This window comes from Lewinella sp. LCG006, from assembly GCF_040784935.1.
Taxonomy (GTDB): Bacteria; Bacteroidota; Bacteroidia; order Chitinophagales; family Saprospiraceae; genus Lewinella.
On sequence record NZ_CP160680.1, the window covers coordinates 912,443 to 936,597 of the forward strand.

Sequence of the window (24,155 nt, forward strand, 5' to 3'; positions counted from 1 at the left end):
ACCTAAGAATCAGTGGAGATGGTGAGCGCTACCTCCCCGAGGGGTAATTTGTACACTGTAAAGGGAGCTTTTTTGAACCACATAAGGACACCTAAGGGATGGTTTCTGTTGAACCAAATAAGCTGCTCTGTAGAGCAGGGTTTCATACCCTGATTGAAGGAGTAGCGGCATGGCCCCAAATGAAATCATGGGCCAGTATAAACGAAAAAAGCACAACAAACCGAGGTGGTAAGTTGTGCTTAATTGGTTGAGGTTGCGAGCGGATTCGAACCGCTGTACAAGGTTTTGCAGACCTTTGCCTAGCCACTCGGCCACGCAACCCTTTCTTCTAAAACACGGCTATAAAAGCAATGTCCTTCGAAGGGAACGCAAATATAAAGCTTTCGAAATAATAATACGCTTTTTTGCAAAAAAAGTTCCGGTGTTATGAAAAATAGTGGCCTCTCCTAACGGAGGAGCATCACATCACCTCCCAACTCAATGGGAGTGCCACCATTGGGTGTCATTCGGATGAAGTAGAGGTAAACGCCTTCAGGCATCAACGCTCCTGCTCGTTTGCCATCCCAGCCTTTGTCAATGCTGTTGCTTTGGAAGACTTGCCCGCCCCAGCGATCAAAAATTTGCAGCTCATATTCCGATAAGGTACCAAAAGACAACTGTGGACGGAAGATCGCATTTACACCTTCCGGCGCAAAAATATTAGGCACGTATACTTTGGGGGAAGGTATCAGGCAAACGGTATTGGAAGTAATAACCCTGCTGAGTTCTTCGCCCGTAGACAAAACATACGTAACATTTACCCTCAGAAAATAGCAACTTCCTTCGCTTTCTTCTTGGGGGTTTATAGGATCGAGGTACTGTAAATCGGTTTCACTACCCGAAAAAACTGTTATCTCCGAAGCTCCCGCGACCTTAACCAACTCGAAAGTTACATCCGTTGCTAGACTATGAACATAAGCATCCCAGCGTAAACGGTTGCCGCTGGCCAGGGCTTCTCCACGTAGGAACGGCGTCGTACTCTGGTTGGAAACGATCCTATTCCCACATTCATCAGTTGCGGTAATACGGTAATCATAAGCCTCATTCTGTGCATTAGCACTCAGGTCTTGTTGCACATTATCATTGATCAAAGGAGCACTCAATGGCAAACTGGTGACAACAACATTGTCATCATTAACACGATTACTTTCCTGGAAAGCTTCGATGAGTAAGGCCGAAGGATCCCACAACCACTCCAAGCTGACCGAGCCATCCACATTTACGGACGCACCCAACAAGTCAATCTGGCGAATGGGCTGCAAAATGCTAACAGTAGCACAGCTTTCGTTGGAACGGGAGCGAAATTCAGTCGTTCCCTCCACGCCCTCTACAAAAAAGCAGAGTTCTTCACCGTCATTGGCACCATCGTAAACAAAATTCGTTTGGGTACCTGACACGGTTCCCACCAGTACAGGAGTGGAACCATTGACGCCTACAAAAATTTCGTAGCGGTCTACACCATTTCCCCAATTTTGGTAGGCACTCCAATTCATCGCCAATCCAGTATTACAAGCATCGGGCGCAGTGAAACCCATGAGGATGGTCTGGTGCGCCGGGGGAACCAGTGATTTATTTCCACAAGCATCCAAAGCTACAACGAAGTAGACCTCCGACTGTAGACCTGGTGTCGCTGTTACATCAATATAGCTTGTACCATTGTACACTGTATCCAGAACGGTAGTCCCCATCGCAGTATTTCTACTAATAACGTAGGCAATGGTCTCAGGGGAAGGGCTTGGGCTCCAACTGATTTGGACTTCTCCATTGATGACCGTCACGTATTCCACCGGTCCAGCAAGTGGGATCAAATTATCTAAGGTATCTGAAGTCATCAAGGATTCTCCAGGGCAATTGTGTGGACTGGTGAGGTAGTAATGCCATACCTGATTATTCGCTGCATCATGAAAATAAACCGTCTGGGCTGGATCTGTGATGGTTGCAAGTAAAGTATAAGGGCCACCGACCTGGGTGCTTCCAAAGACCTCGTAAGCCTGGAAAGGCCCGCAAGAGTTGGTAGCCGGCTCCCAAAAAAGGGAATCATTGACGACACATTGAAAATCGGGAGCAAGGATTTGGGTACTTCCAGACAGGGGGAAAGCCGCAACGGCCAGTAGGAAGAAAAAACGAAGGAGAATACTGTTCATGGTCTACAAATATCAATTAATACAGGTTGATCAGTCACCTGCAAGGGGCGCAAATATACCCGAAGACCAGCAGTTAATCATCACCGATGAGCCACTGGTCGCCCCGGACTGGTAATCGGTAAGGTTCGTATATCTAACAACGAAAGGGAAGGAAAGTTATTGGAGTATTAGAGCGGCATAATTCTTTCCATCAAGCGGTTACGATGATTTCTACTGACAGGAATCACCTTATCGCCAATGAGCAAGCTACTGTCTTCGATATCCTTTATTTTATCCAGGTTGACAATAAAGGAGCGATGTACTTTGAGGAAATTGGGACTACTCAGACGCTCTTTAACACTTTTCAAGGTGGCGTGTACGGTAAACTGTTGATCTTTTGTTTTGAAGATAGAATAATCACCTACTGTTTCCACGTACAACAATTCATTAAGATCGATTCGTACAAATTTTCGTTCTGTCTTCACGAAAAGATAGTCGTCATTTTCTTGTACGGTTTTCGCAGATGGCGCAACAGGCGCCAAGGGTTGAGGAACGTTAACAATGGTCGTGCCTATTCTTTGTTCATAGCGTTCTACGGCTTGCAACAAACGAGGTAAAGTTACTGGCTTGAGCAAATAATCAACAACCGATTCAATAAAATTGAAGGTTTCTATTGCGTATTGTTCCTTGCTAGTGATGAAGATAATTGCAGGTGGTTTGGGCAGGCTTTGCACCAGCTCTATCCCTGAAAAATCCGGCATTTCAATATCTAAAAAGATGAGATCAATGGTCTCTTGTTCTAAAAACCGGTACGCAGACATGGCGTCCGCAAAGGTATCTACGACCTTTACTTTATCGATTTTCTTACAAAGATGTGCCAAGTGTATCCTCGACATTCCTTCATCATCAACAATTATACACCGCATCCTTTTATCTATTTAATAATATCCTGGATGGACTTATGTTGTTCTGAAATGATCTTGATCGCCTGATCAACAGCTTTACGAAATTTCTGAAAGTCTGTGTAGATTTTATTGTAAACGATCGTACTTTGGTTGCTTAATTTAAATTCAAGGGTCTCCGCCAGCTCGCCTACTTTCTGTAAGCCTACCATGGCAAAAGTGGGTTTTATTTTATGAATTGCTTTTTCCAATTCGTCCCAATTTTGGTGGTTAGCAGCAATCTCCATAGCAGAAAGGGCAGGAGGAGTATTCTTTAAAAATAAATCAAGCATTACTGTCAAGTGAGCCGTATCGTTGTCATAAATTTCTCGCAAAAACTCGTGATCGATTACATCAGTGTATAAGCTTGCTTGTTCATGATCGGGAATAATTTTCAACTCCGTAATAATCTGAAAAAGCACCTTAGGATCCAATGGCTTACTGACAAACAAGGACGCTCCTGCGGTCATCATTTGCTTTTTAGATTTCTCGTCCGTTGAACCAGCCATTGCCACAATTGGAACCTGTTGATTCAAGCCATCATCATCAGCACGCACACAAGCAACCACCTCGTGACCATCCATCAAAGGCATTTGCAGATCAATGAGTACCAAGTCAAAACTTTCTTGCTGGAGGTGTTGCCAAGCGGCTTGGCCATTGTCACAAATACAATAATTAAGCTCCCATCTTTCCAGAAGATTAAGTAAAGAAGTACGGATTAACAGATTGTCATCTGCGACCAGTACTTTGAGTGGGCGCCCGGAAATTTTATTTTTTGAAGTAAGCTTGGAAAGCACCAAGGCATTGGAACTTTCCTGAGTCGAAACAGCCTTATCTGATGATTTATTAGGGGCAGTAGTATTTCTGCCGCGTACGGTAGCTGCTACTGGCAACGATCCCTCTGTTACCTTTGCAGTGCTGTGTGGTAAAATTTCTGCAATCGATGCAGGAGCTTCCTTTCTGTAAGGGGAACGTACTTCAGGCGTAAGCTGATCGTCCTCTCTACTAAAATCAAGTGCTTCATCGGTTGTCAGAAAGATGTCCATCGAGTGTACCCTCGTGTCTCTTTCGTAAAACATTGTGCTATTCAATTAGTGTTTCCTCTAATATGACGCATAAGTCACCATAAGTAACTTATAGCATTCCTAATAATTGAAACAAGCAGGTCAATGTTCTCGTGTTTGTTGTAAGGGTACTGAATCGCTAGGGAATGATAATTGCTTATACGGGAGAAAAAGGAGAAAGTTACGAAATAAACATTATTCCTCTTCTCTGTACTTGGATAAAGATACCATAATACAACGACAAAAATTAATATTAGTTAAACTTAATATATTCTTAATTAGCAGGCAATATCTTTACTAAAGATCTTGAATGATGGCCAATATTTGTTCTGCCAACTCAGGATTTTCAATAATCACCTGTTCTCCTTCCACTCTTACTTCACCAGATAAAAGGAAGGCATGTTTACAACCAAAATACAAGCCTTGCCCTTTGAATTTATGAAAACTATAATCTCTTACCGCCTGCCGATCAAAGCGAAATTCATCTTGCATATTCACCTCTTGGGCGGAGAGGTAGGCCTGAATCGGTTTCTCTTCTCCGTAAAATTTCTCTTCAAATGCGGGGATATTGATGACCTTTCCTGGGCTTTTCATGGCAAAATTAGCCAACTGCTCTCGGAAAACTCCCGTTTCCATAGGCGCTCCGGTATCTTCGTCAAGCGGCAAAGGGGCGGCAGCTACCGCTTCTAAAAAATGATGTGTCAATTCTTTATTTGAGACCGACTCTTCGATACCCAACCAACTGAGAAAATAATCAGAAATTTCTTTTTGGGTACGTGCATGTTTGATGACTTCCAGATGGGGTTGTTCGTGGCCCTCCCCTTTCCTGAGTATTATCCGGCAAGCCAGGGCCATGCGGTCTATGTCCAAATAAGTAGAAGGACTAAGTTGAAAACTACCACTTGCCCCCGTTGTGAAGACCAGTCCGTTGGTATCTCTCACTAAAAAGATACCTAATAAATGCTGTTCGTGCGCGCCTTCACCAGTACTGTAAAAAGCATATACCAAGTAGCCTCCTTTAGCGCCAACGACGCCCTGCAAACTCAATTGTAGGGCTTGCATGCTATCGCGAGAAAATTGCAAAAAGGCCTCCGCTGAAAACTTCTCTTCTTCCAGCAAATGAAAATAACCAGGAAAGAGTGCATCCTCTGGTGCCGCAAGATGACCGTTGAGGACTTCGTTTTTTTGAATAAAGGTCTTATTCAACTTACCAACCAGCTCTTCCGCTTTTTCATCAATTAGCAAGAGGTTGTCGCTTAGCCGCAATTCCGCTTCGTTGCTATCAGCATTTTTCACTAATTCATGGATGGCTAATTGGTGCAGTGTCATCGTCATCTAATTGGTCTTTAGTCTGGGCTCAAAAATAAGTCTTTATCCTTCACTACCGCTAAGTCCTAATGAAAAAGAACACCCGAAGGATAATATCTAGGGCCAGGATGAAGTTTTTGTCGACACATAGTAAATGCCGCTTACTTTCTTTGTTGGTATTGCGCAAAAATAAATAGCATCTTTGCCGATAATAAACGGAGAAAACAAGTGTAACAGCTTTCCGTCAAAATACTAAGTATTTCCAAAATTCTCCGAGAATCAAATTTTTTCTTTGTAATGCGTAAACTCAGCCTACTTTTTAGCCTTGTCTTCTTTGCTCTCCTATGGTACAGTTGTAACGATCCGGTATATACGCCAAAGCCGAGGTCTTATCCGAGAATCGATTTTCCTAAAAAATCGTTTCAATCCTTCACGGAGGATATTTGTAATTTCACTTTTGAATATCCGGTATATACCCAAATTCAGCAAGACACCAACTTCTTCGAAGAAATTCCTCCTCATGCTTGTTGGTTTGATCTTTTCTATCCCAATTTTGACGGACGCGTACACTTCACTTACGTCAACCTCCAGCAAGCAGGTAATGATCTTGAAAAACTCCGACAAGAGTCTTTTAACATGGCTGATTGGCACAACAAACGCGCCAATTTCATTGATGAGCTCATCATAAAAAACGCCAACGGCGTCAGTGGTATCGCCTTTGATATTGACGGCCCTGCCGCAAGCCCCTTCCAATTTTTTCTAACCGACAGCACCCAACATTTTGTCCGCGGCGCCCTCTACTTCAACACCCATGTTCAAGCGGATTCTATGGCCCCCGTCATCGATTTTGTAAGGGAGGATGTCCTGCATTTGATCGAGACTTTTAAGTGGGAATAGTTTTTTTTGTTGATGGTTGATGGTTGGTTGGTGTATGCCGAAGGTTCAGTAGACACACTTTAATTGACAGTCTCATGCAAAGAAAGGGTTGGATGCCCTGCGTTTATCACTATCCCTTACACTAAGGGGTCGGCGAAGAATAACTTCCCCATTTGATGCGGCCCTCTTGCCGCAATACTTCGTTGCTTCGTCGGTTGCGTAGCTGGGCTACGCGCTCTTCCTCGCGCCTCGTCTGGCGGCAAGATGGCTCTCCTGAAAAGGACAACTTATTCTTCGCCGACCCTTAGGCTGTTCAATCTGATGGTAAATTAGGTTGCGCGTGGCTTTAGCCCGCAACGAGTTCTCTCCGTACTATAAGTGCGGGCTGCCCCGAAGGGATGGCTAGGCCAAAGCCCGCGCTACCTGGCCATAAAAAAAGCCACTTCTACTACCCTACTGTCAAGTGGATAGAGAAATGGCTTTTTTCTTACTTAAATGATCGGCTAGTGCCGATACTTTGTTATTCTCCTGCTTCGGCAGGTGTTTCTTGTTCTTCGCGACTGCCCATGATGGCCTCTTTGATCTTTTTCTCTATCTCGATGGCTACCTCTGGGTTATCCATCAGAAACTGCTTGGCGGCTTCACGACCTTGAGCAATTTTGGCATCATTGTAGGCATACCAGGCACCACTCTTTTGGATGATATCTTGATCTACTCCGAGATCTACGATTTCACCAACTTTGGAGATACCCTCCCCGAACATGATATCAAATTCTGCAATACGGAAAGGAGGAGCCAGTTTGTTTTTAACTACTTTTACCTTCACGTGGTTACCCATCACCACATTCTCCTTGTCTTTGATGCCTGCACCAGAACGGCGAATATCTAAACGCATCGAAGCATAAAACTTCAGTGCATTACCACCAGTGGTCGTTTCGGGATTACCGAACATCACACCGATTTTTTCACGTAGCTGATTGATGAAAATACAACAGCAGCCTGTACGCCCTATTGTCCCCGTCAGTTTACGCATGGCTTGGGACATCAAACGCGCCTGAAGGCCCATCTTACTATCGCCCATCTCCCCTTCAATTTCTGAGCGAGGTACCAAGGCCGCTACCGAGTCAATGACAATGATGTCGATAGCGCCGGAACGGATAAGGTTTTCGGTTATTTCCAAAGCTTGCTCTCCGTTATCAGGCTGGGAGATCAATAGATTTTCGGTATCGACCCCAAGGCTTTTTGCATAATAGCGGTCAAATGCGTGCTCTGCATCCACAAAGGCTGCAATTCCGCCCAATTTCTGACACTCTGCAATGGCATGAATGGCTAAAGTCGTTTTACCAGATGATTCAGGGCCGTAAATTTCGACAACACGTCCACGCGGAAATCCGCCAATACCTAAGGCAATGTCCAGGCCAAGTGAACCTGTGGGGATAGCTTCAACATCCGCTACTTTGGAATCCCCCATAAACATAATGGTACCCTTACCGTAAGTTTTATCCAAGCGATCCATGGTCGCTTTTAGTGCTTTCAGCTTATCATCTTTATCCTTAGCCATGTGCTGCTGTTTAACGGGAGTAGAGAAAACCCTCCGACTATTTCAAATATTTGTTTATTTCGAAAGCAAATATAAACAACAAATTGTTATCAGCCAAATAATTTTCCAACATTGCAGAAAAAAATCAGTGCTTTGGGTACACGTTTAGGAAAGGCGCAAGCTTGGAGCCCAAGGCACGGAGTAACCTGCCAACTCGGCCGCACATCGTGGGCAGACAGGTAAGAACGAGCTAGTCCAGATTTCCACTCGGGAATAGTGCGTTGCACAGCAAGCACTAAAATGGAGAGAGCAGTAGCGCGCGCAGCACCTCTACGGCTCCAATTTGTTTATCGCTTAGCAGCCCACACCTCTAGTGCATTCACCACCTCGCCTACCCCTTCTTCAAGTGGGCGCACTACCGGTAGCCCTGTCTCCTTTCGGAGTGCCTCCTGCGCAGCGATCAATTCTTCGGTAGTGAGTTCTTCCCCGTTGAGGGTGATGGCGATGACCTCAGACCCGTAGATGCGGATCAGGTCGATGTCTTTTTGGATGGATCCGATGGCTACGTCACTGCCTTCGAAATGTTCTCGACCAGGAGCGTGCTGTAAGACAACAGCTTTAGCATTTGCACTCAGTAAATATTCACTTCCGCAAGGGCCGCTGGGGTTACGAAGAGAAGATTGGCCTTCCAGCAAGATATAATCAGGCTTGGCCTCTTTGGCGCAGTTGACAACAGCTTTTTCCAGCTCTCCCCCAATAAAATCGTTGACGGTACTGTCGAACACAAAACCGTAAGGAGAACCTTGCAACCATCCTGTCTGGCCGGTGTAGATCATTTCTGCACTTTTGCCTTTGGCTCGCAGTGCTTCCATGATCCAACGGGTAGTGGTGCGTTTGCCCAACGCACAATCGGTACCCAATACAGCAACAATAGGCTGTTTCACCTCATAAATTTCACCTGTCCAGAATTGCAACTGCTCACGTGAGCGTGGTTTACGGATATCTACGAGTTGGATACCTTGGTCATTGGCCAATTGCTGAAATTCAGGATCATCACTCAAGAAAGTATGCAAACCGTTGACCAGATTGCAACCGTGCCTTGCTGCTTCTAAAAGCGCAGCTCGGAAATCATGGGGTAGTCGGCCACCCGTCAGGGCTACACCTACTATACAGGCATCGGGCTGTACGGCCTCTTTTTGTGCAAAATAAGCTGCGACAGAAGCGACTACGGGGATATTGCGGACTTTACCATCAAGTACCACTCCTGCATCCTGCCCGGCATAGGTCTCGTCAATGACCGCTAGAATTTTGAAACGTTCGCTGCCGCGAAGCAGCCCGTGACAGGTTTTTGCGTTGGAAGTGGCCAACATTCCGTTGGTGAGTACAATAGCTTGTTGCATGATCAGAAATTTACGATTGCGTTTTTCTTCATCCGTCCTCGGTGTTTATCGAGCTTTAGCAAAACAGCAATCATGATGGTAAATCCGAGCAGACTGGAACCGCCTCTGCTCAGGAAAGGCAGTGGAATTCCAATGATAGGTACCAAGCCGATCGTCATTCCTATGTTGACGACAAAGTGAACAAAGAGTATTCCCGCCACACCGTAGGCATAAATACGATTGAAGGCAATACGCTGGCGTTCGGCAATCATCACAATTCGGAGAATGAGGAGCAGGTAAAGCGCTACCACTGCAGCGGCTCCCAGGAAGCCCTGTTCTTCACCGATGGTACAAAAAATAAAGTCGGTATCTTGTTCGGGTACCCAACGTCCTTGGGTCATTCGCCCAGAGAAAACGCCGCGGCCCGTAATTCCCCCTGCACCAATCGCTAGCATCGAATTTTCCAGGTTCATCACGGAATCCTTGTTCCGTTTCTTGGCTTCTGCAGGGCGTAGCCAGACATCAATTCTTTGTTGCTGGTGGGGCTTCAAAACGTAATTGAAGACATAATTACTACCAACAGCCAGGCCTCCGGTAAGCAAAAATCCAGCCATCATGACCGGAATAATCTTTGTCCTAAAATTGAGGTATTGGCGATAGGTCATTGCCAACAAAGCAATGACTCCGGCCCCCAAACTGTAGATTCCGTAACCGGCCAAATAACCTTGTGTAAGCATCACCCCAAACAAAATCAACCCGCCAAACCAGAGTAGTGCTTTGTCTTTTTCGTAAAAAACGTAAATAAGGAGTACGATCCAACTCAGTAATATAATCATTACGACCGGTGGCACCAGGATGCTGAGTACAAAAGTGACCGCTCCGACGATACCAATAATGTACAACAAAGGGTTAAGCCCTTCACGAAACATCACAATAAAAAAGGACATAAAAACCAGCGCCGAGCCTGCATCGGGTTGCAAAAGCACCAATCCCGCAGGCAGCAGAAATAAGCTCATTACCTGAAAAACTTGCCGGGTATTGCGCAAATCCGTACTCCAATGCCCCAAGTAAGCTGCCATTCCTAGACAGGTGCCGAATTTAGCAAGCTCGGAAGGCTGAAAAGAAAACCCACCAAAAGCAAACCACGAGGTGGCTCCTTTGATCGTTGTCCCAATCAAAACGACTAACACCAAGGCTGTTATTCCTCCTCCATAGATTAGGTAGGCGAATGTTTGCCAAAACTTGTGATCGAGAAAGAAAAAGATGAATGAAAAGATCAAAAGGCAGATGATGATCCACAAGACCTGCCTTCCTGACTGCATATGGAATAGAAAATCGGCCAGGTTTTCTGGTGGTCCTGATTGTTGGACATCTACTGAAAAAATAAATATCCCTCCTATTCCTACCAGTGCCAGATAGAAACAAAAGGTGATGTAATCAATGTTTAGTAAATACGTTTGCCGATTATCGGACATGGTCTTTGCTTAGCTCCTTAGCCGTCTAATAGTAATTCAATAATTCTCCTTTCCCGATAGCATCATCCCGTACGAGGTAGAGGCCTTCGTATTCGCGACTGAGGATGTATTTTAAGCGAAGTGCATCACGCTTAGTGCGGAAAGCACCAGCTTGCAATTTGTAGTAAGGACGATCATGCTCCCAATCTACTGGAATATTTGGGTAGTGGTAGCGAAAAGATTGCTGCACGCTTTCCAGGCGTTCTCGACTCGTTGTCGCTAAGATTTGTACCCGCCAACCGGATACCGTATTCTGTGTCTTGTTGGTAGTAGTATATTGATCCAACATGTCTGCGACAATAGGATCCATTTTTACCTGCACACTTTGCGCCATCAAGCAATAGCTAAAGACCATAAAAGGCAGGAGCAAAAGTAACTTCTTCATAAGGAATGTCCGATTAGTTAAGCGACCAGACAAAGATAAGGAAGAAACTTTACTTATTCCTTAATCTGCTAGTTCTACCCCACGAGAGGTCCCCAAACGATCAGCACCAGCTTCCACCAATGCCTTCGCATCTTCCTGAGTACGGATGCCTCCGGAGGCTTTGATCTTGATTTCTTTCTTGAGTTTGGCACGCAGTAGGCGAACAATATCGACCGTAGCACCAGCACCATTGAATCCAGTGGAGGTTTTTACGTAATCGGGTTCGAGGTCATTACAAATTTTGCAAATCTCCAGAATTTCCGCTTCAGTAAGTAAGGCTGTTTCAATGATTACCTTGATCTGTTTGGCACGCAGATGGCAAGCCGTCAACATACGATCAATATCATTGCGAACAAAACTCCAGTTGGCATTTTTGACCGCTGCAATATTTATCACAATATCAAACTCATCGGCACCTTCGTCAATGGCTCGCTTGATTTCTTCTACCTTGGCGACCGTCGCCGAATAGCCTAAAGGAAAACCAATAACAGTAGCCAGTTTTACAGGAGTGCCATCGAGAGCCTGCCGAGCCTGGGCTACATAAAAGGGAGGAACACACACCGCAGCGAACCCATGAGTTACTGCTTCTTTGCATACTTGCTGAATATCTGCAAGGGTAGCATCCGGCTTAAGCACGGTATGGTCGATAAAAGAGGCGATCTTCATTCAAACTTGGGGTTAATTCATGGGAAGTTTACTGTACAAACACAACAAATCAACGTTATCTCTTTGCACTGAAAAACTTTAAAGTCATACATTCGGCTGGTAAGATAGCGCAATTAAATAAATATTTAACATTGAAAATAGCTAGCGTCTTCACCATGTTATCCAACCCATTAGGAGTCAGTTCTTTAAACTTCCACAATAAAATTATTGTTTTTTTCTGATATGGCACTTGGGTAAATCCACAAATTCATGCTGTCAATGCCTTGGTCTTCAAATACCTATTAGCTCACAATACAAAACGGCGGAACCCCAAGGGGCACCGCCGTCTTTTGTCAACATCAGGTGCAGCATCAATCCACCATAATCATCTGCTTTGTCGCGCAATGTTCACCGGTTAAATTCGTGAATTTAACCTACTGGTAGTGCTAATCTATCACTATCATTTGCTTCGTTGCACGATAATCACCGGCCTGTCCGGCTTCGCCATTGGCCAGACGGGCTTCTACGGTGTAGCTTAGTACACCTGTAGCTCCCTGGATCATCTGCTTGGTCACGTTGATCGTGTTGTAGCCCTCTGCAAAATCGCCTTTGATGACGGTCAATATCCGTCCCCTGGCATCATTGATCGTTACTGTTACCGTTGCATACTGAGGCAGGCCTGCCTGAGCGGCAGGCAGGTTAAACCCGATCAGGGTTGCCGCCGCAAATGGGTTGGGGGTGTTCTGGTATAGCGTAAAGACACTTGGCAAAGCGTCTCTGTCGCTGAACACCAACCCTAAGTCAAGCAGTTGTTCTCCCCTCTCAGGGCTGGGGTAAGCCTCCGCCACCGTGTAACGGCTGGTGATGCTCAGCGCTTCGCGCAGGGGCTGGTCTTCGGTTGCTTTCAACACCAGGCTGACCAGCACATCGTCGTGGGAGACTGATGTCAATCCGTCTCTACCGCCGTTGTGGTTCCAGCTCGTCGTGATGGCACCTTCGTTGGCGTAACGCAGACCAAAATTCTCCTCTGTGGCCTGTCCGTATTCGATGTCCACCAATTCCGCACCGCACAATTGCAATGTACCCTGGTAGCCTTCGATCTGGTTCAGGTTCTGCGCCCTCACGGCTACCGTGTAGGTATTGCCTGCCTTCATGTCAATGTCCTCTGCTTCGAGGTAGAAAATGCCGTTTAAAGTGCGATCATCACCCGCCAGTGCATTCGCCTGCGCATTGCCATTGACATCACCCGTTTTCACACCAATGAAATCAGCATTCAGTTGGGCGGCTGACAGGTTATTGATATTGATCAATTCCGGGAAAGTCTCCTGCCATGGATTGAGTTCATTCGGGAACACATAGCTCGCAGGGATAAACCGCCAGCTGGTGTTGTTGGTAAACTCGGTGGTAATGTTCAAGATCAGCTTACGAACCTGGATCAAATCCAGGGTAGTAATCGTCTCCGAATTGTTGACATCCGCAGCGAGACGTTGGTAAGGACTATCTAATGGATCAATGTTCAGAATATGCTTACTGATCAAAACGATATCGAAGGTCGTCACCCCGTTTAATGGGTTGTCATTGTGATAAGGTGTTACCGTGTAATCTCCTCCAAGTTGCAGTACCTCGAAGTTGAAAGCCCCATCCGTACCAGTCGTCATGCTCATCTGTGCAGCACCATTGATGCTCACTTCTACCCCTTCGATGGTTTCGCTGGCGGTAGTCGTTATTACGCCGGCAATGGTTGCACCATCTGGTCCGTTACAGGAGTTATGTGGCTGTACCAAGACGTAAGTTTCACAATAGTCATAGTTTCCTTCTTCGTCAAAAGCATAAACATAAACGACGGTTGTCTGATCATCATCCTCCGTTAATACCAATCCGGTATTTGTAGGGTGAGGTACAAAGTTGGGGTCAGCCTCCACTTCGGCAGCACGGTAAATAGCGTACTTCGTCACACGGGGCAAACCATCCGCATTGGTCAGTGGCCCCTGGCCGGTACAATCATAGATGGGAGACCCTTCAAAGTCACTGGCCCAGATCGTCATAGCGCAGCCCCCTTCCGCCTGCGGCATCAGGGTAGCAGTTAGGCCGTTGATACAGATGGGCGCGGGACCTTTGCAGTCGATCACGTCGAAGACGAGGGTTTCACTCACCTGGTTTCCACAGCCATCTTCAAACAGTACCCGTACCGCGTGGTAGATGTTATCGCCCATGGCACTGGTAATGATCGGGAAGCTACCGTCAAACGAGTAGGTGCCGTCACCATTGTCGGTGATATTGGCCATCACATTACCAGCAGCACCAGCTTCGACCAAGAACTCATTGGAGGTAATGTCACCATCACCATTAATGTCCACCGCAAAGGCATCCAATTCTGCGGATACGAGGCTGATGACCAGGTTGCCCGCACCGTCGAAGAGTTCGCACTCATCTGAAATCGTGAAAGGAATGCTTACTTGAGCTTCACAGTTGCCCGTAACATCACCAAACTGGCCGGGCTCCAGTGTAGGACAAAAATCCGTGGGGCCACCGTATTCCCCTACCGTTATAACCGGTACTGTAGAATCGTATACTTTCACAAACTGGGTGTAAATGTAGCGACCGTAGTTAGGTAATTGTGGCGAAGCACAATTGTCCAAATCAGAATCGCCGTCGCGGTCCGTGTGGTTGCGATCGATACACAAGCCAGCGGCACTGGTGTAAGTGATTACCGGGCGTTCGTTGCCTTCTACGGCACGATCCACTGGTAGCGCTTCCCCATCATCTTCCGTCATCCGAGCGAGTACGTAGCCAGTGTATTCACCATCCCACAAACACCAGTTGATGACATCGTAGGTGATGCTGAGTTTGTAGCATTCATCGCCCGTAGCGGAATAAACCACAGGTTCTCCGATATTAACCGTCAGTACATCACAACCTTCTGCGGTCGTAATGATCGTTGGCACATTGGGATCGCCACAATCAGCATCCGCATCTTCGGGGAAGTCGATCACAAAATTGTGTACTTCGGTAATCGTAATCACCTGGTTGCAGCTGTTCGTCGAACGGAACACTTCGTTGATATCGATAGCTCCGTTGGCGTTAGCATCACCGGCAGGGCGCAACTGCCAAGCTTCGAAACGACGCGTAATCGTTCCCCATCCACAATCATTCACCTGGATATTGGGCGTACGCTCTACGATGGTATCCACAGCACAGTTATCGGTTCCTGTTGCTCCTCCGAAGATCGAGCTCATCATGGTCGACGTGGCCGCGAAATCTTCGTCATAAGCCGTCTGAATGTCTCCAGGGAAGGCTAGCGGAAGGTCGTTGCACGTCAAGGATACATCCTCTGGTGCGTAACAGTACGGATTGAGTTTATCCTCTGGCGTGATGACCATCCAACAGGTATTTTCATTACCGAAGATATCCGTCGCTCTTAGCTCAATGGTAATCTCCTGATTGATATCACAGCAATAAAAGTCGATGTAACCAGCCCAGGGACTCCAGCGGTCAGCACTTTCGTCACAGGTGCCATCTTGCCAGTAATTTCGGCGAACGGCCAGGGTCACTGCGCTACAATTATCATTGGAACCTTCGTTGACATCAGCCGCCAGTATACGTGCTTCTCCGTACAGATCGTTGGCAATGTCACCACCGCCCAGCGATACGACCAATTGCTCGTTGCAGCTTGCTGTTGGGGCAATCTGGTCTTCCACCGTAAGGGTATAGCTACAGTTCGACAATTTATTACAGGCGTCTTTAGCTAGGTACCTAATGGTATGGTCTCCTAAATCTAATCCCGTAAGAATATAAAGGTTATCAGGACGGTACACCAAAGTATCCCCATCTACTTCCACCTGGTAGGTCACTGCGGAACAAGCATCAATAGACACCAGCGGTGGTACCAGGTAAGTCGCTTCACAGTTGAAGGGAGACACACTGATGGTTTCATCTGCCGGACAGACCAAGTTGGGGCCGTCCAAATCTTCCACCCTTATCGTTTGGGTAAATGTTCTTGCGCTGGCCAATGGATTAGGCAAACACTGGTTGATTACCCGCCACTGACGGAAAATGATATAGCTGTTTTCACAAATAGTGAAGACATCGTCTTCGTAGTTCATCGCGGCCGTACAATAACCCGCCGTGTAAAGGCTCTGCCCGTCAATCGTGGGAACGCCAAGGCTATCCACAGAGGTCAGGGAAGGATCATTGAGGACATCTCCACAAGCCAAGACGGGATTATCAATACCATCATAGCTTTCCGGGAATATGACCTGATCGAGGTCGAAAGCAGCCATTACGATGTTTTGAACACATTGTGAAAAGTTGCCTACACCATCCGTTACCGTCCAGGTACGAGAGATGATCAAACGGGGCTCGCCACAGGTGCCATTATCTACCACCTCATCGTCAAATTCAATGGTCGCACCACCAGGAACACAAGAAGTCACCACAGGGTAACCCAAAGCATCGGGATGGGTAGACTCGATACAAGTCACCATCGCATCGGGCGGACAGATAAATTCAGGTGCATCGTAGAAGTCAACGTGGACGTAACCCCAGCAGCACAATCCGGTAGCCGGATCACATATTTCTGCAACAATGGTTTGCCCCACAAATTCTTCTCCAATTACGGGAGATGTTGCAATTGGATCAACGCCCGTATCCGGCAAATCGGGATAGAGGGTCACAATGTAGTTATCGTAACAACGGTAATCATTGCCGCTAAGGAGCATATCCGCCGTGATCGTCGCCATACAGTCTGGTCCTAAAGAGACGTTCTGGTCGGCCACACAAGCGATATCACCCGTAGGGATGTGTTCCAACACCGTCAGGTTATAGGTACACTCCGTCACGTTGCCCGAAGCATCAGTAATGATCAGCGTAATAATCGTGTCACCAATAGGTACGGGCGTTCCCGGAGGGAAAGAACTCAGTACGTAGGCTGGGCAATTATCGTATTCGAAAATCGGTGTGGTCGGGTAATCATCGGTATCACACTCACCTGGATCAAGCTGAATCACCAAATCCGGTGGACAAGTAATTTCAGGAAACTGGGTATCCAGCACCGTCACTTCAAATCCGCAGGTAGAGGTATTGCCCTGAGCATCCGTGAGGACGTAAGTCACTTGGGTCACCCCTACGGTAAAGAAGTGTGTGAAAGGTGTGTTCTCGGGAAAAATCGGCAAGGTTTCACTCACTTCTACCGTGCCATCTTCAAAAGTGATCGTGAAGGAAATGCTTCCACCAGCACAGTTATCAAAGAGGATTGACTGCAACCAGGTAAATTCTGCGCCACAAAGGTCGAGGTCATTCTCCAGGGTTTCATCGCCTTGGGTGTAAGCCTCGCGGGCGCTGATGTCCAGGCTCCAGGCCGTCAGGTTGGTAGAGACAGTACTTACTTGACCGTTGTGTCCGATTTGCAAAATCCAGGTTCCTTGAACTGCCTCGCCGTTGAAGGCTTCGATATTACCTACGGGTACAAAGGCCTCGCTGCTGCCCAGGTTGGCACAGTTATCGAGGATAGGATCGGCCAATTCGGGGTCACCATCGAGGGTGAAATCAAAGACGTTGCTGCCAGGGCAAATCGCATCAAGAAGCTCAATGGCAGTTCCTTCCGGACTGATCAGGGTAAAGGTCAGGTTACCAAAATCACCACCGCTACCCGCCAAAAGCAGATTCAAGTCAGCGATAGAGAAGGCATCCGTAACGATTAACGGGATCTCTACACACTTACCGTAATCAATCACGGCAGCTGCGCCAGCGTAATTGATATAATTGCCGTAAAGGCCACAAATCGGATCTTCATCATCAGAGACTTCCACGGTAAAGCTACATTCCTGACGCGTGGTTGGCTGCGCTTGAATAGCGGTATGCGCTCCATTGGGCACGGGTTGCGGAAGCATCGGATTCAAGGTACCGATGGTGGTAGGAATACAAGCTTCACCCGGCACAAAATCCGCTGAGGTATTGGTATCCCAAACCGTCGTACGGACGATGCCACCACCGTAGACCGGGCCAATATTGCCCGACCAGTAGTCGGCCATGGTACGACCTGCAAGGTTATAGGCTGGAGGGCCAAAACTACTGATGTCGTAGTTGTTCATGATGGCAACATCCAAGATGGAACGTGATAGGCTTATAATGTAAGCCGCAGGTTCATTTGCTGGTAAATCAACAGCATCAGGTACGTTGAAGAAGTGATCAGCTGGAGCATCCGTTCCATTACCAAAGTGAATGATCAATACACCACCCGGTTCCAATATCGTAAAGGTGGGAACGGCGTAAATTTCTTTCCCAGTAGCAAACACCCGCTCAATCTGCAAACAGCTTACATCGAGGGTCGCTGAATTGAAATTGGTAATTTCCAGGTAATCACCCGTAGTGGGGTTACCAGCCGTAGCAATGTAATCGGGCACGGGGATCGTACCATCAACCAAGTCGCTAAGATCGTGGGTAACTTCTGTAATCAGCAACAAAGGCATATCCTGCAAGGAGTAGCTCACGGTGCTGGTACCTAAGTCGAAGAAGGTGCCGCTGGCATCATCCAGGCCATTGGCAATCTCATTGCCATCGGCATCATCAATGCGGTAAGCGACCGTCAGGTTAGGAATACAGTTGTCATCAATATTAAACGGAGCGATGTTATCGACAATAGCTCCGCAATCACCTGGATCGCTATCGGTCACTACATTTTCAGGGCATTCCCAAGTAGGAGGTGTATGGTAGTCGTTCACAATGATCTTCACATCACAGCGGGTAGTGTTACCAGACAGGTCAACGGCCTCGAAGGTGTTGATCGTAATCCCTACGGGGTAGATATCGCCAGAGGTAAGTCCGGTATCATCCACTTGGGTCACCACGGGGATATCACAATTATCAACGGCCAACGGTAGGGAGTAATTCGCGTAAGCAGAACACCAGGTCGGTGGTGCGTCGACAATTACGGCTGGTTCCGGGCAGTTGATAAAGCGAGGTGGGATATCGTCGATAACGTTCACCTGGAAACTACACTCGACGTTGTTACCCGTCGCATCTTCAGCATAATAGGTAACGGTAGAGGTAAAGTTCGTAGGAGAATCATGCTGGAATTCGTACACTCCTCTGAACTGAGGAGACAGCGGATTCGTATTATCTGGATTTAGTAATCCAGTCAGGTCAAACGGTCCTTCGATACTGCCATCAGGATTAGTAATGGTGTAAGTGTAGAGAATGACATCACAGTTATCGGTAGGTAGGGTGTGGTCCCAAACGTACTGTCTTTCACAAAGGAATTCTTCGGTGGTCAAATTGACGGGACCGAGATCTTCACAAAGAATTTCGGGCACTTCCTCCGAATCGGGATTGTCACAAGAGCCGGAGCGGAAAAGTTCACAACCGCGCGCATCGACGACGGTGAAAGACCAGGTAGGCTGGGTGTAATCTACGAGTAGGTTACCCAGGTCTTCAGAAAAATCAGTATTGTCGTAATTGGTCGTTATTCCGTTAGACCCCGTGAATGAACCTTGGTAGGTAAACTCTCCGTCCATATCATCATAAACGGCATCATTGTCTACATCCAGTCTCACTCCTGAGAATTGAATAGTGTAAGGCTCTAAGCCGCCACTTATTACACCGAGGTTAACGACCCGATCGTTTTGTGCAATACATTCACACTCTGGCGACGCCATATCCAATGGCTGGCGCAACTCGAAAGTAGAGTGAACAATTTCCACACAACCAGATAGGCCAAGCATGCCGTTTTGGACCATAAAGTCTTCCGGAGCATCAGGTAAAGCCAAGAGGTAGGAAACAGTAATAAAACCACTACCAGTGCCGGGGGTATAAACACCATCAGGTGTAATAGAACCAACCGTTCCTACTGGAGCGCCGGTATCCGGAGCAAAAGCTGTAATCCCAAAACCACCCAAGGCTTCTCCTAAATAAGGATTATTTTCAACTTGATGGTGATTGAGTACCGTACCATCAGGCAGGGTGATCACCAGATAGTTAGAGAAATCTAGCTGCGTATCGTTATTGGCTTCCAGACAAATTTCTGGCAAATCCAGGTCAAAGGCAATTCCTTCAAAGAAGTCTTCGACGTGAATTTGAGAAAGACAAGTAAAGGTATTATTATCAGTATCGGTAACGTGTAGGGTGACCAGATTGTAGCCGGTTTCCGTACAGTTAAAATCGACTGAAAGGGTTGGTGTATCTGCTCCTTTCCCAACCAGAATGCTCTGAATACCGCAGTTATCGGTACTTCCTCCGTCAATATAAGGAAGGTCTGCATTCATTTGCTCAGCAGCATAAACCGTCACATTTCCCGTATTGTCCAACTGAACGTCGATATCAATACAACGGGGGCTAGGAGGCTGTTCGTCCTGTACCGTAAGGGTAAAGCTACAGGTTTGGGTTTCCATGACGCCATCTACCGTACTCGTTACCGCACCATCATTGTCGAGATCAACCATCATGGTATACTCGATGGTACTCACTCCCACCGGGAAGGTTAATCCACTGGCATCATTATGAATACCACGGTTGGCTAAAGAATAAGCAGTGGTGGTAGTTGTATTGGGAAGACCACTAGCGGCTGGATAGGTGATATCGTAATTCACAACGGTAGCACAACTTAAGCCTTGAACAGGAGCTAAGCCTGTAACGTTAGCGGTACAAAGGTCAGCATCCGCTTTTACGGTAATATTTCCTGATTCATTCCCAGGGCAAGCAAGCATTGGGTCTCCAGCAGAAACCACCACATCGAAGGTGCAAATACCCACCGTACCAGAGCACGAATAAGCGGTATAGATGATGGTATAAGTTCCGGGATCAAGGTCAGAACCAGGAAGTGGTCCTGCCGTTTGGTAAAGGCCTGATTCCAAAACTTCCCCATTTATATCCAAATTGACGGGATCAGGTAGATTGATGGGGTCATCAACGTTGTAGTACGTCAATGCCATACCATCAGAATTGGTAAAGCCTTTATATTCCAGGGTGCCGATACTACAACCGTCAAAAGCAACGGGGATCGACCAGTTGGCCTCCGTATCACAAACACCATCTTCGGAGAAGACGTAGCCGTTCTCCGGGCAATTCGAAAACACCGGTACAGAATTGTTATAAACGGGAATCTCCACCGTTTCTTCATCTGAGAAAACCAGGTCCACATTACAGGAAGCCGCTGCCAGGAGGTCTTCAATAATGATACCCACAATAGGAATAGCACCGATCGGCAGTAATTCTAATAAATTGATAGATTCGCTGGTTACATCTCCGCAGGTACCGGCCGCATCAAAAGGCCAGGAGGTTACATTGCGAAGTGTGATCGTACCTGATGGTCCTTGAATATTATTAGGAACACAAGCCTGGCCAGGATAAGCAGTAGAACTGCTGGATGCCGGAAAAGTGTATTCTTCAACAATCTGGTCAAAATTTCCATCACCATCCGTATCCGCAACGACGATTCCGGAACCACCATCACCACCAATAATAGCACCGAGGTTGGTAAAAATAATTTGCCCGATAGTCTGATCACAAGCATCTTCAAATGACCCCAAAGGAATAGGGTCAATACATAAATCTGTAACGATTAATGGTATGCAAAATTCAAAAGTAATAATATCACAGATCACACTAGCAGCCGGGTTTAAGTCACCTAAAGTCGGGCCTCCCGTTGCAATGTCTCCCAAATCTCCGGGAAGACTGCCTTGCCAGTCAAAACACACTTCGTCATCCGTACACTGAATGATCCCGGGAGCGTTGGTGATCTCGGCTTCAATCAGTTGCGGTCCATTTAATGTAAAGAAGCTACACGATAAATCCAGACTATTTTTCACCTCTACACCACAAACATCGTAGGCATCAGGATCAGGGTCACATTCACTGGCAAAACCAGCACCGGGTTGACAATTAACACCATCGTTATAAATAGTAATTGATTGACAATAAGTTGTAGAACAATCACTGTAGGTACTTTCATCTTCATCCATTGTAGAAGGATCATCTGCAGGTAATGTATTCAAACAGTCGGTGGGCGCATTATTAGATTCTGTAAGACAAATGGTATAAACATAGGAGCCTTGTTCTGCGGGGCCACTAAGGTCTACATTTCCAAATCCGATGGTTACGGGAGTTACCGCGGGGTTTCCTGCTACCATTCCATTATTACTTCGGACTGTTAGTAACTGATTAGCTCCTGGATTGGCACTATTGGTAACGACGATGGTTTCGGTACCTCCAGCATTACAAATAGGGCCCATTGCGCTGGTTGTAAACAATGGCATAGGTTCCAAAAGTATGAGTAATTGAGCAGGAGCACTCGTAATAATAGCTGTTCCACAAACAGTTTCGTTATCTACCGCGTATTGAATCTCAAAGCATCCACCACCATCAGGCACCGTTAGAAATCCTTCGGGAGAGATGGTCGCCGGTGGGCCACTCACTTGTGAGAAAAGGCCGCCGCCAGCATTGGCTCCGTCAAACATAACGGATAGATCAATCATATTGCCCACTACGTTGCAATTGATAAAGGTCGGTTTCAACTGGGCAATCGGGGGAGCAATGACTTCCGCCCGTACACTTCCACCGATGGTACAAGGGCCTTCCGAATTAAAGTAACTAACCGTATAGATGCCGGGAGGAGCAATGCTTATATCTAGCACCCCCGTGCTTTCATCAAAATAGTCTGGGTCGGTATTCCCATCAGCAGGACTGATACGGTAAGGGGTATCATCATTGGAAATTGCGATGATCGCTTCCCAACCGAACGGGGTGACAGAGAGATCGGAATTAAATGCAAAAGTCAAACATCCACCGGGATTAGAAGTGACTATCCCGGGTCCAGTAGTCCCATCATAACTTCCATCGCTCGCTATGGAGCCGGAGATATTTAAATCATCAAAACCAGCTTCTACGTTGAAGCTGGTAAAATTTAGCGTAATGGTTTCTCCGGCAGGTGCACAAATCTGGGTAGTGCCTGATTCATTGTCGACATAATCTCCAGCAGTACCTCCAGTATCTGTAAACAGGTCACCACTCACAAAATCGGTATATGCCGTGTAGGTGTTCGCACCAACAGCGACATGTCTTAATTCATCGGGGGCCAAACCATTAAAATCGTAAAAGCCATCCTCCGGGCAAAGCACTAGACGAAAGTCACCATCTACATCGGTTAATTCCCCATCCGCGGGATGAACAAAATTAAATTCGTCGGCAGTAAAATCTATGGACACATTCGTAACACTAAAGGCAAAATCATCCCCAGCGACCCAGTCTCCTCCAGTAACATAAGGCCGCACGTCTATATCAATATCACCATCGATGAGATCGGTAGCTACCGTACCCGCAGGAATGACAAAATCCCGACAGTAAGCATTATATTGTATACTAGGAGTAGCATACCCCAGATTCCCGATATAAAAAAGCTGGTTACTAATCCTGACTTCCAGGTATTCGGTATTTAAATCTCCCGCAAAACAGATATTGATAAGCATAGGCCCATCGGGGGTTGGCGTGATACCTTCAGGGAAACCTACCTCGATGGTCTCCTGGAGATCACGCGCCGGGTTTCCCGCCCCAAAACAACTAAGCACATTTCCTCCACTGGCACTATTGATGCTGTAATTATACCCACCTGCGGCATCTGAAGAAGAAAATGTGGTAGTTACCAAAGTATAATTACCTGGCACCAATATCAGCTGAAGCATTAGCTCCGGGCTAAAGCCACCGCCACCATCATCATCAGTTGCCAGAAGGTTAGTATTTGGCAGACCAGGATTAAACCCTCCCTGATAAAGGGCAAAATAAAAATCCTCGCCAGGAATATCAGGCATGCTGAAGGTGTAGACATCTATCGCATCGATAAAAAAATCAAAGCGCTCGTAGTAGTAAAATTCACCCGCCGTACCATTAGGCCGGGTAAAGACTGGATCTGCGGCACTCAGAGACCCACTCTGGGAGGTAATTGCTGGACAATAATCTCCAAATTGATAATGTTCGGAAAGCGTATATTCCTCGGCAAAGGTACACTGGGCACGGAGGCCATTAATACTTAAAATAAAAAACACCAATAGTAACCATAGGCTACTCTGGTAATTTTGGGGCCGGACAAAGCCCAGCATTTTCTTTTTGAACATGAGATGTAAAGGTGTGGTCATGAGTTACAGGTTGAGTTGTACTATTACGATTTGTTGTTAGCCTTTCAAACGGTCTAAGGGGAAAACATTACTCGCCAAAAAAGAAGAGGGCCAGTATCAAAAATCTATTTCCAAAATTGAATAGAGGAAGTAAACATCAGAAATGATGCTGTCAAAAGTGTACGCAATACGGGAAACAGTAAG

Annotated in this window: 11 protein-coding genes and 1 tRNA gene; 1 reads left to right on the plus strand and 11 read right to left on the minus strand. The window is 46.6% G+C overall.

The genetic code is table 11. The annotated features are described in order from the left end of the window. Nucleotides 1–250 precede the first annotated feature (250 nt). The 5 genes from AB0L18_RS03050 to AB0L18_RS03070 all read right to left on the minus strand — a co-directional run bounded on the left by AB0L18_RS03050 (nt 251) and on the right by AB0L18_RS03070 (nt 5,502). Nucleotides 251–321, minus strand: a tRNA-Cys gene (locus AB0L18_RS03050). 125 nt (nt 322–446) lie between these two features. Continuing rightward, nucleotides 447–2,183 carry a gliding motility-associated C-terminal domain-containing protein gene (locus tag AB0L18_RS03055; RefSeq protein ID WP_367391112.1) on the minus strand — a complete coding sequence of 579 codons (1,737 nt, stop codon included), beginning with the start codon at nt 2,181–2,183 and terminating at the stop codon, nt 447–449. Nucleotides 2,184–2,350: 167 nt separating this feature from the next. Continuing rightward, nucleotides 2,351–3,088 (minus strand): LytR/AlgR family response regulator transcription factor, encoded by a 738-nt coding sequence (locus tag AB0L18_RS03060; protein WP_367391113.1) that lies wholly within the window; start codon nt 3,086–3,088, stop codon nt 2,351–2,353. An 8-nt stretch (nt 3,089–3,096) separates the two neighbouring features. Beyond that, nucleotides 3,097–4,182, minus strand: a complete 1,086-nt coding sequence (locus tag AB0L18_RS03065; protein WP_367391114.1) for a response regulator — start codon at nt 4,180–4,182, stop codon at nt 3,097–3,099. Between the two features lie 282 nt (nt 4,183–4,464). Then, nucleotides 4,465–5,502 (minus strand): nucleoid-associated protein, encoded by a 1,038-nt coding sequence (locus tag AB0L18_RS03070; RefSeq protein ID WP_367391115.1) that lies wholly within the window; start codon nt 5,500–5,502, stop codon nt 4,465–4,467. A 270-nt stretch (nt 5,503–5,772) separates the two neighbouring features. Here AB0L18_RS03070 and AB0L18_RS03075 point away from each other — a divergent pair, with 270 nt between their 5' ends. Beyond that, entirely contained in the window at nt 5,773–6,372 is a 600-nt protein-coding gene (locus tag AB0L18_RS03075; protein ID WP_367391116.1) for a hypothetical protein, read from the plus strand. A 499-nt stretch (nt 6,373–6,871) separates the two neighbouring features. Here the strand turns inward: AB0L18_RS03075 and recA are convergent, their stop codons facing one another. The 6 genes from recA to AB0L18_RS03105 form a co-directional block, all read right to left on the minus strand. Further along, entirely contained in the window at nt 6,872–7,912 is a 1,041-nt protein-coding gene (gene recA, locus AB0L18_RS03080) for a recombinase RecA (RefSeq protein ID WP_367391117.1), read from the minus strand. Nucleotides 7,913–8,238: 326 nt separating this feature from the next. Continuing rightward, nucleotides 8,239–9,291, minus strand: a complete 1,053-nt coding sequence (locus tag AB0L18_RS03085; protein ID WP_367391118.1) for a DUF1611 domain-containing protein — start codon at nt 9,289–9,291, stop codon at nt 8,239–8,241. Between the two features lie 2 nt (nt 9,292–9,293). Beyond that, nucleotides 9,294–10,745, minus strand: a complete 1,452-nt coding sequence (rodA, locus tag AB0L18_RS03090) for a rod shape-determining protein RodA (RefSeq protein ID WP_367391119.1) — start codon at nt 10,743–10,745, stop codon at nt 9,294–9,296. Nucleotides 10,746–10,770: 25 nt separating this feature from the next. Then, nucleotides 10,771–11,169 carry an SPOR domain-containing protein gene (locus tag AB0L18_RS03095; RefSeq protein ID WP_367391120.1) on the minus strand — a complete coding sequence of 133 codons (399 nt, stop codon included), beginning with the start codon at nt 11,167–11,169 and terminating at the stop codon, nt 10,771–10,773. Between the two features lie 60 nt (nt 11,170–11,229). Then, entirely contained in the window at nt 11,230–11,874 is a 645-nt protein-coding gene (gene deoC / locus AB0L18_RS03100) for a deoxyribose-phosphate aldolase (protein ID WP_367391121.1), read from the minus strand. Nucleotides 11,875–12,299: 425 nt separating this feature from the next. Further along, complete coding sequence (locus tag AB0L18_RS03105; protein WP_367391122.1) at nt 12,300–23,972, minus strand: HYR domain-containing protein; 11,673 nt, start codon at nt 23,970–23,972, stop codon at nt 12,300–12,302. Nucleotides 23,973–24,155 lie beyond the last annotated feature (183 nt).

Bases quoted from the DNA above. Each gene is read 5' to 3' on its own strand.
- AB0L18_RS03060 (WP_367391113.1), bottom strand. From the start codon at position 3,088: ATGCGGTGTATAATTGTTGATGATGAAGGAATGTCGAGGATACACTTG.
- AB0L18_RS03070 (WP_367391115.1), bottom strand. From the start codon at position 5,502: ATGACGATGACACTGCACCAATTAGCCATCCATGAATTAGTGAAAAAT.
- AB0L18_RS03085 (WP_367391118.1), bottom strand. From the start codon at position 9,291: ATGCAACAAGCTATTGTACTCACCAACGGAATGTTGGCCACTTCCAAC.
- AB0L18_RS03055 (WP_367391112.1), bottom strand. From the start codon at position 2,183: ATGAACAGTATTCTCCTTCGTTTTTTCTTCCTACTGGCCGTTGCGGCT.
- AB0L18_RS03065 (WP_367391114.1), bottom strand. From the start codon at position 4,182: ATGTTTTACGAAAGAGACACGAGGGTACACTCGATGGACATCTTTCTG.
- AB0L18_RS03095 (WP_367391120.1), bottom strand. From the start codon at position 11,169: ATGAAGAAGTTACTTTTGCTCCTGCCTTTTATGGTCTTTAGCTATTGC.
- recA (WP_367391117.1), bottom strand. From the start codon at position 7,912: ATGGCTAAGGATAAAGATGATAAGCTGAAAGCACTAAAAGCGACCATG.
- AB0L18_RS03105 (WP_367391122.1), bottom strand. From the start codon at position 23,972: ATGACCACACCTTTACATCTCATGTTCAAAAAGAAAATGCTGGGCTTT.
- rodA (WP_367391119.1), bottom strand. From the start codon at position 10,745: ATGTCCGATAATCGGCAAACGTATTTACTAAACATTGATTACATCACC.
- deoC (WP_367391121.1), bottom strand. From the start codon at position 11,874: ATGAAGATCGCCTCTTTTATCGACCATACCGTGCTTAAGCCGGATGCT.
- AB0L18_RS03075 (WP_367391116.1), top strand. From the start codon at position 5,773: ATGCGTAAACTCAGCCTACTTTTTAGCCTTGTCTTCTTTGCTCTCCTA.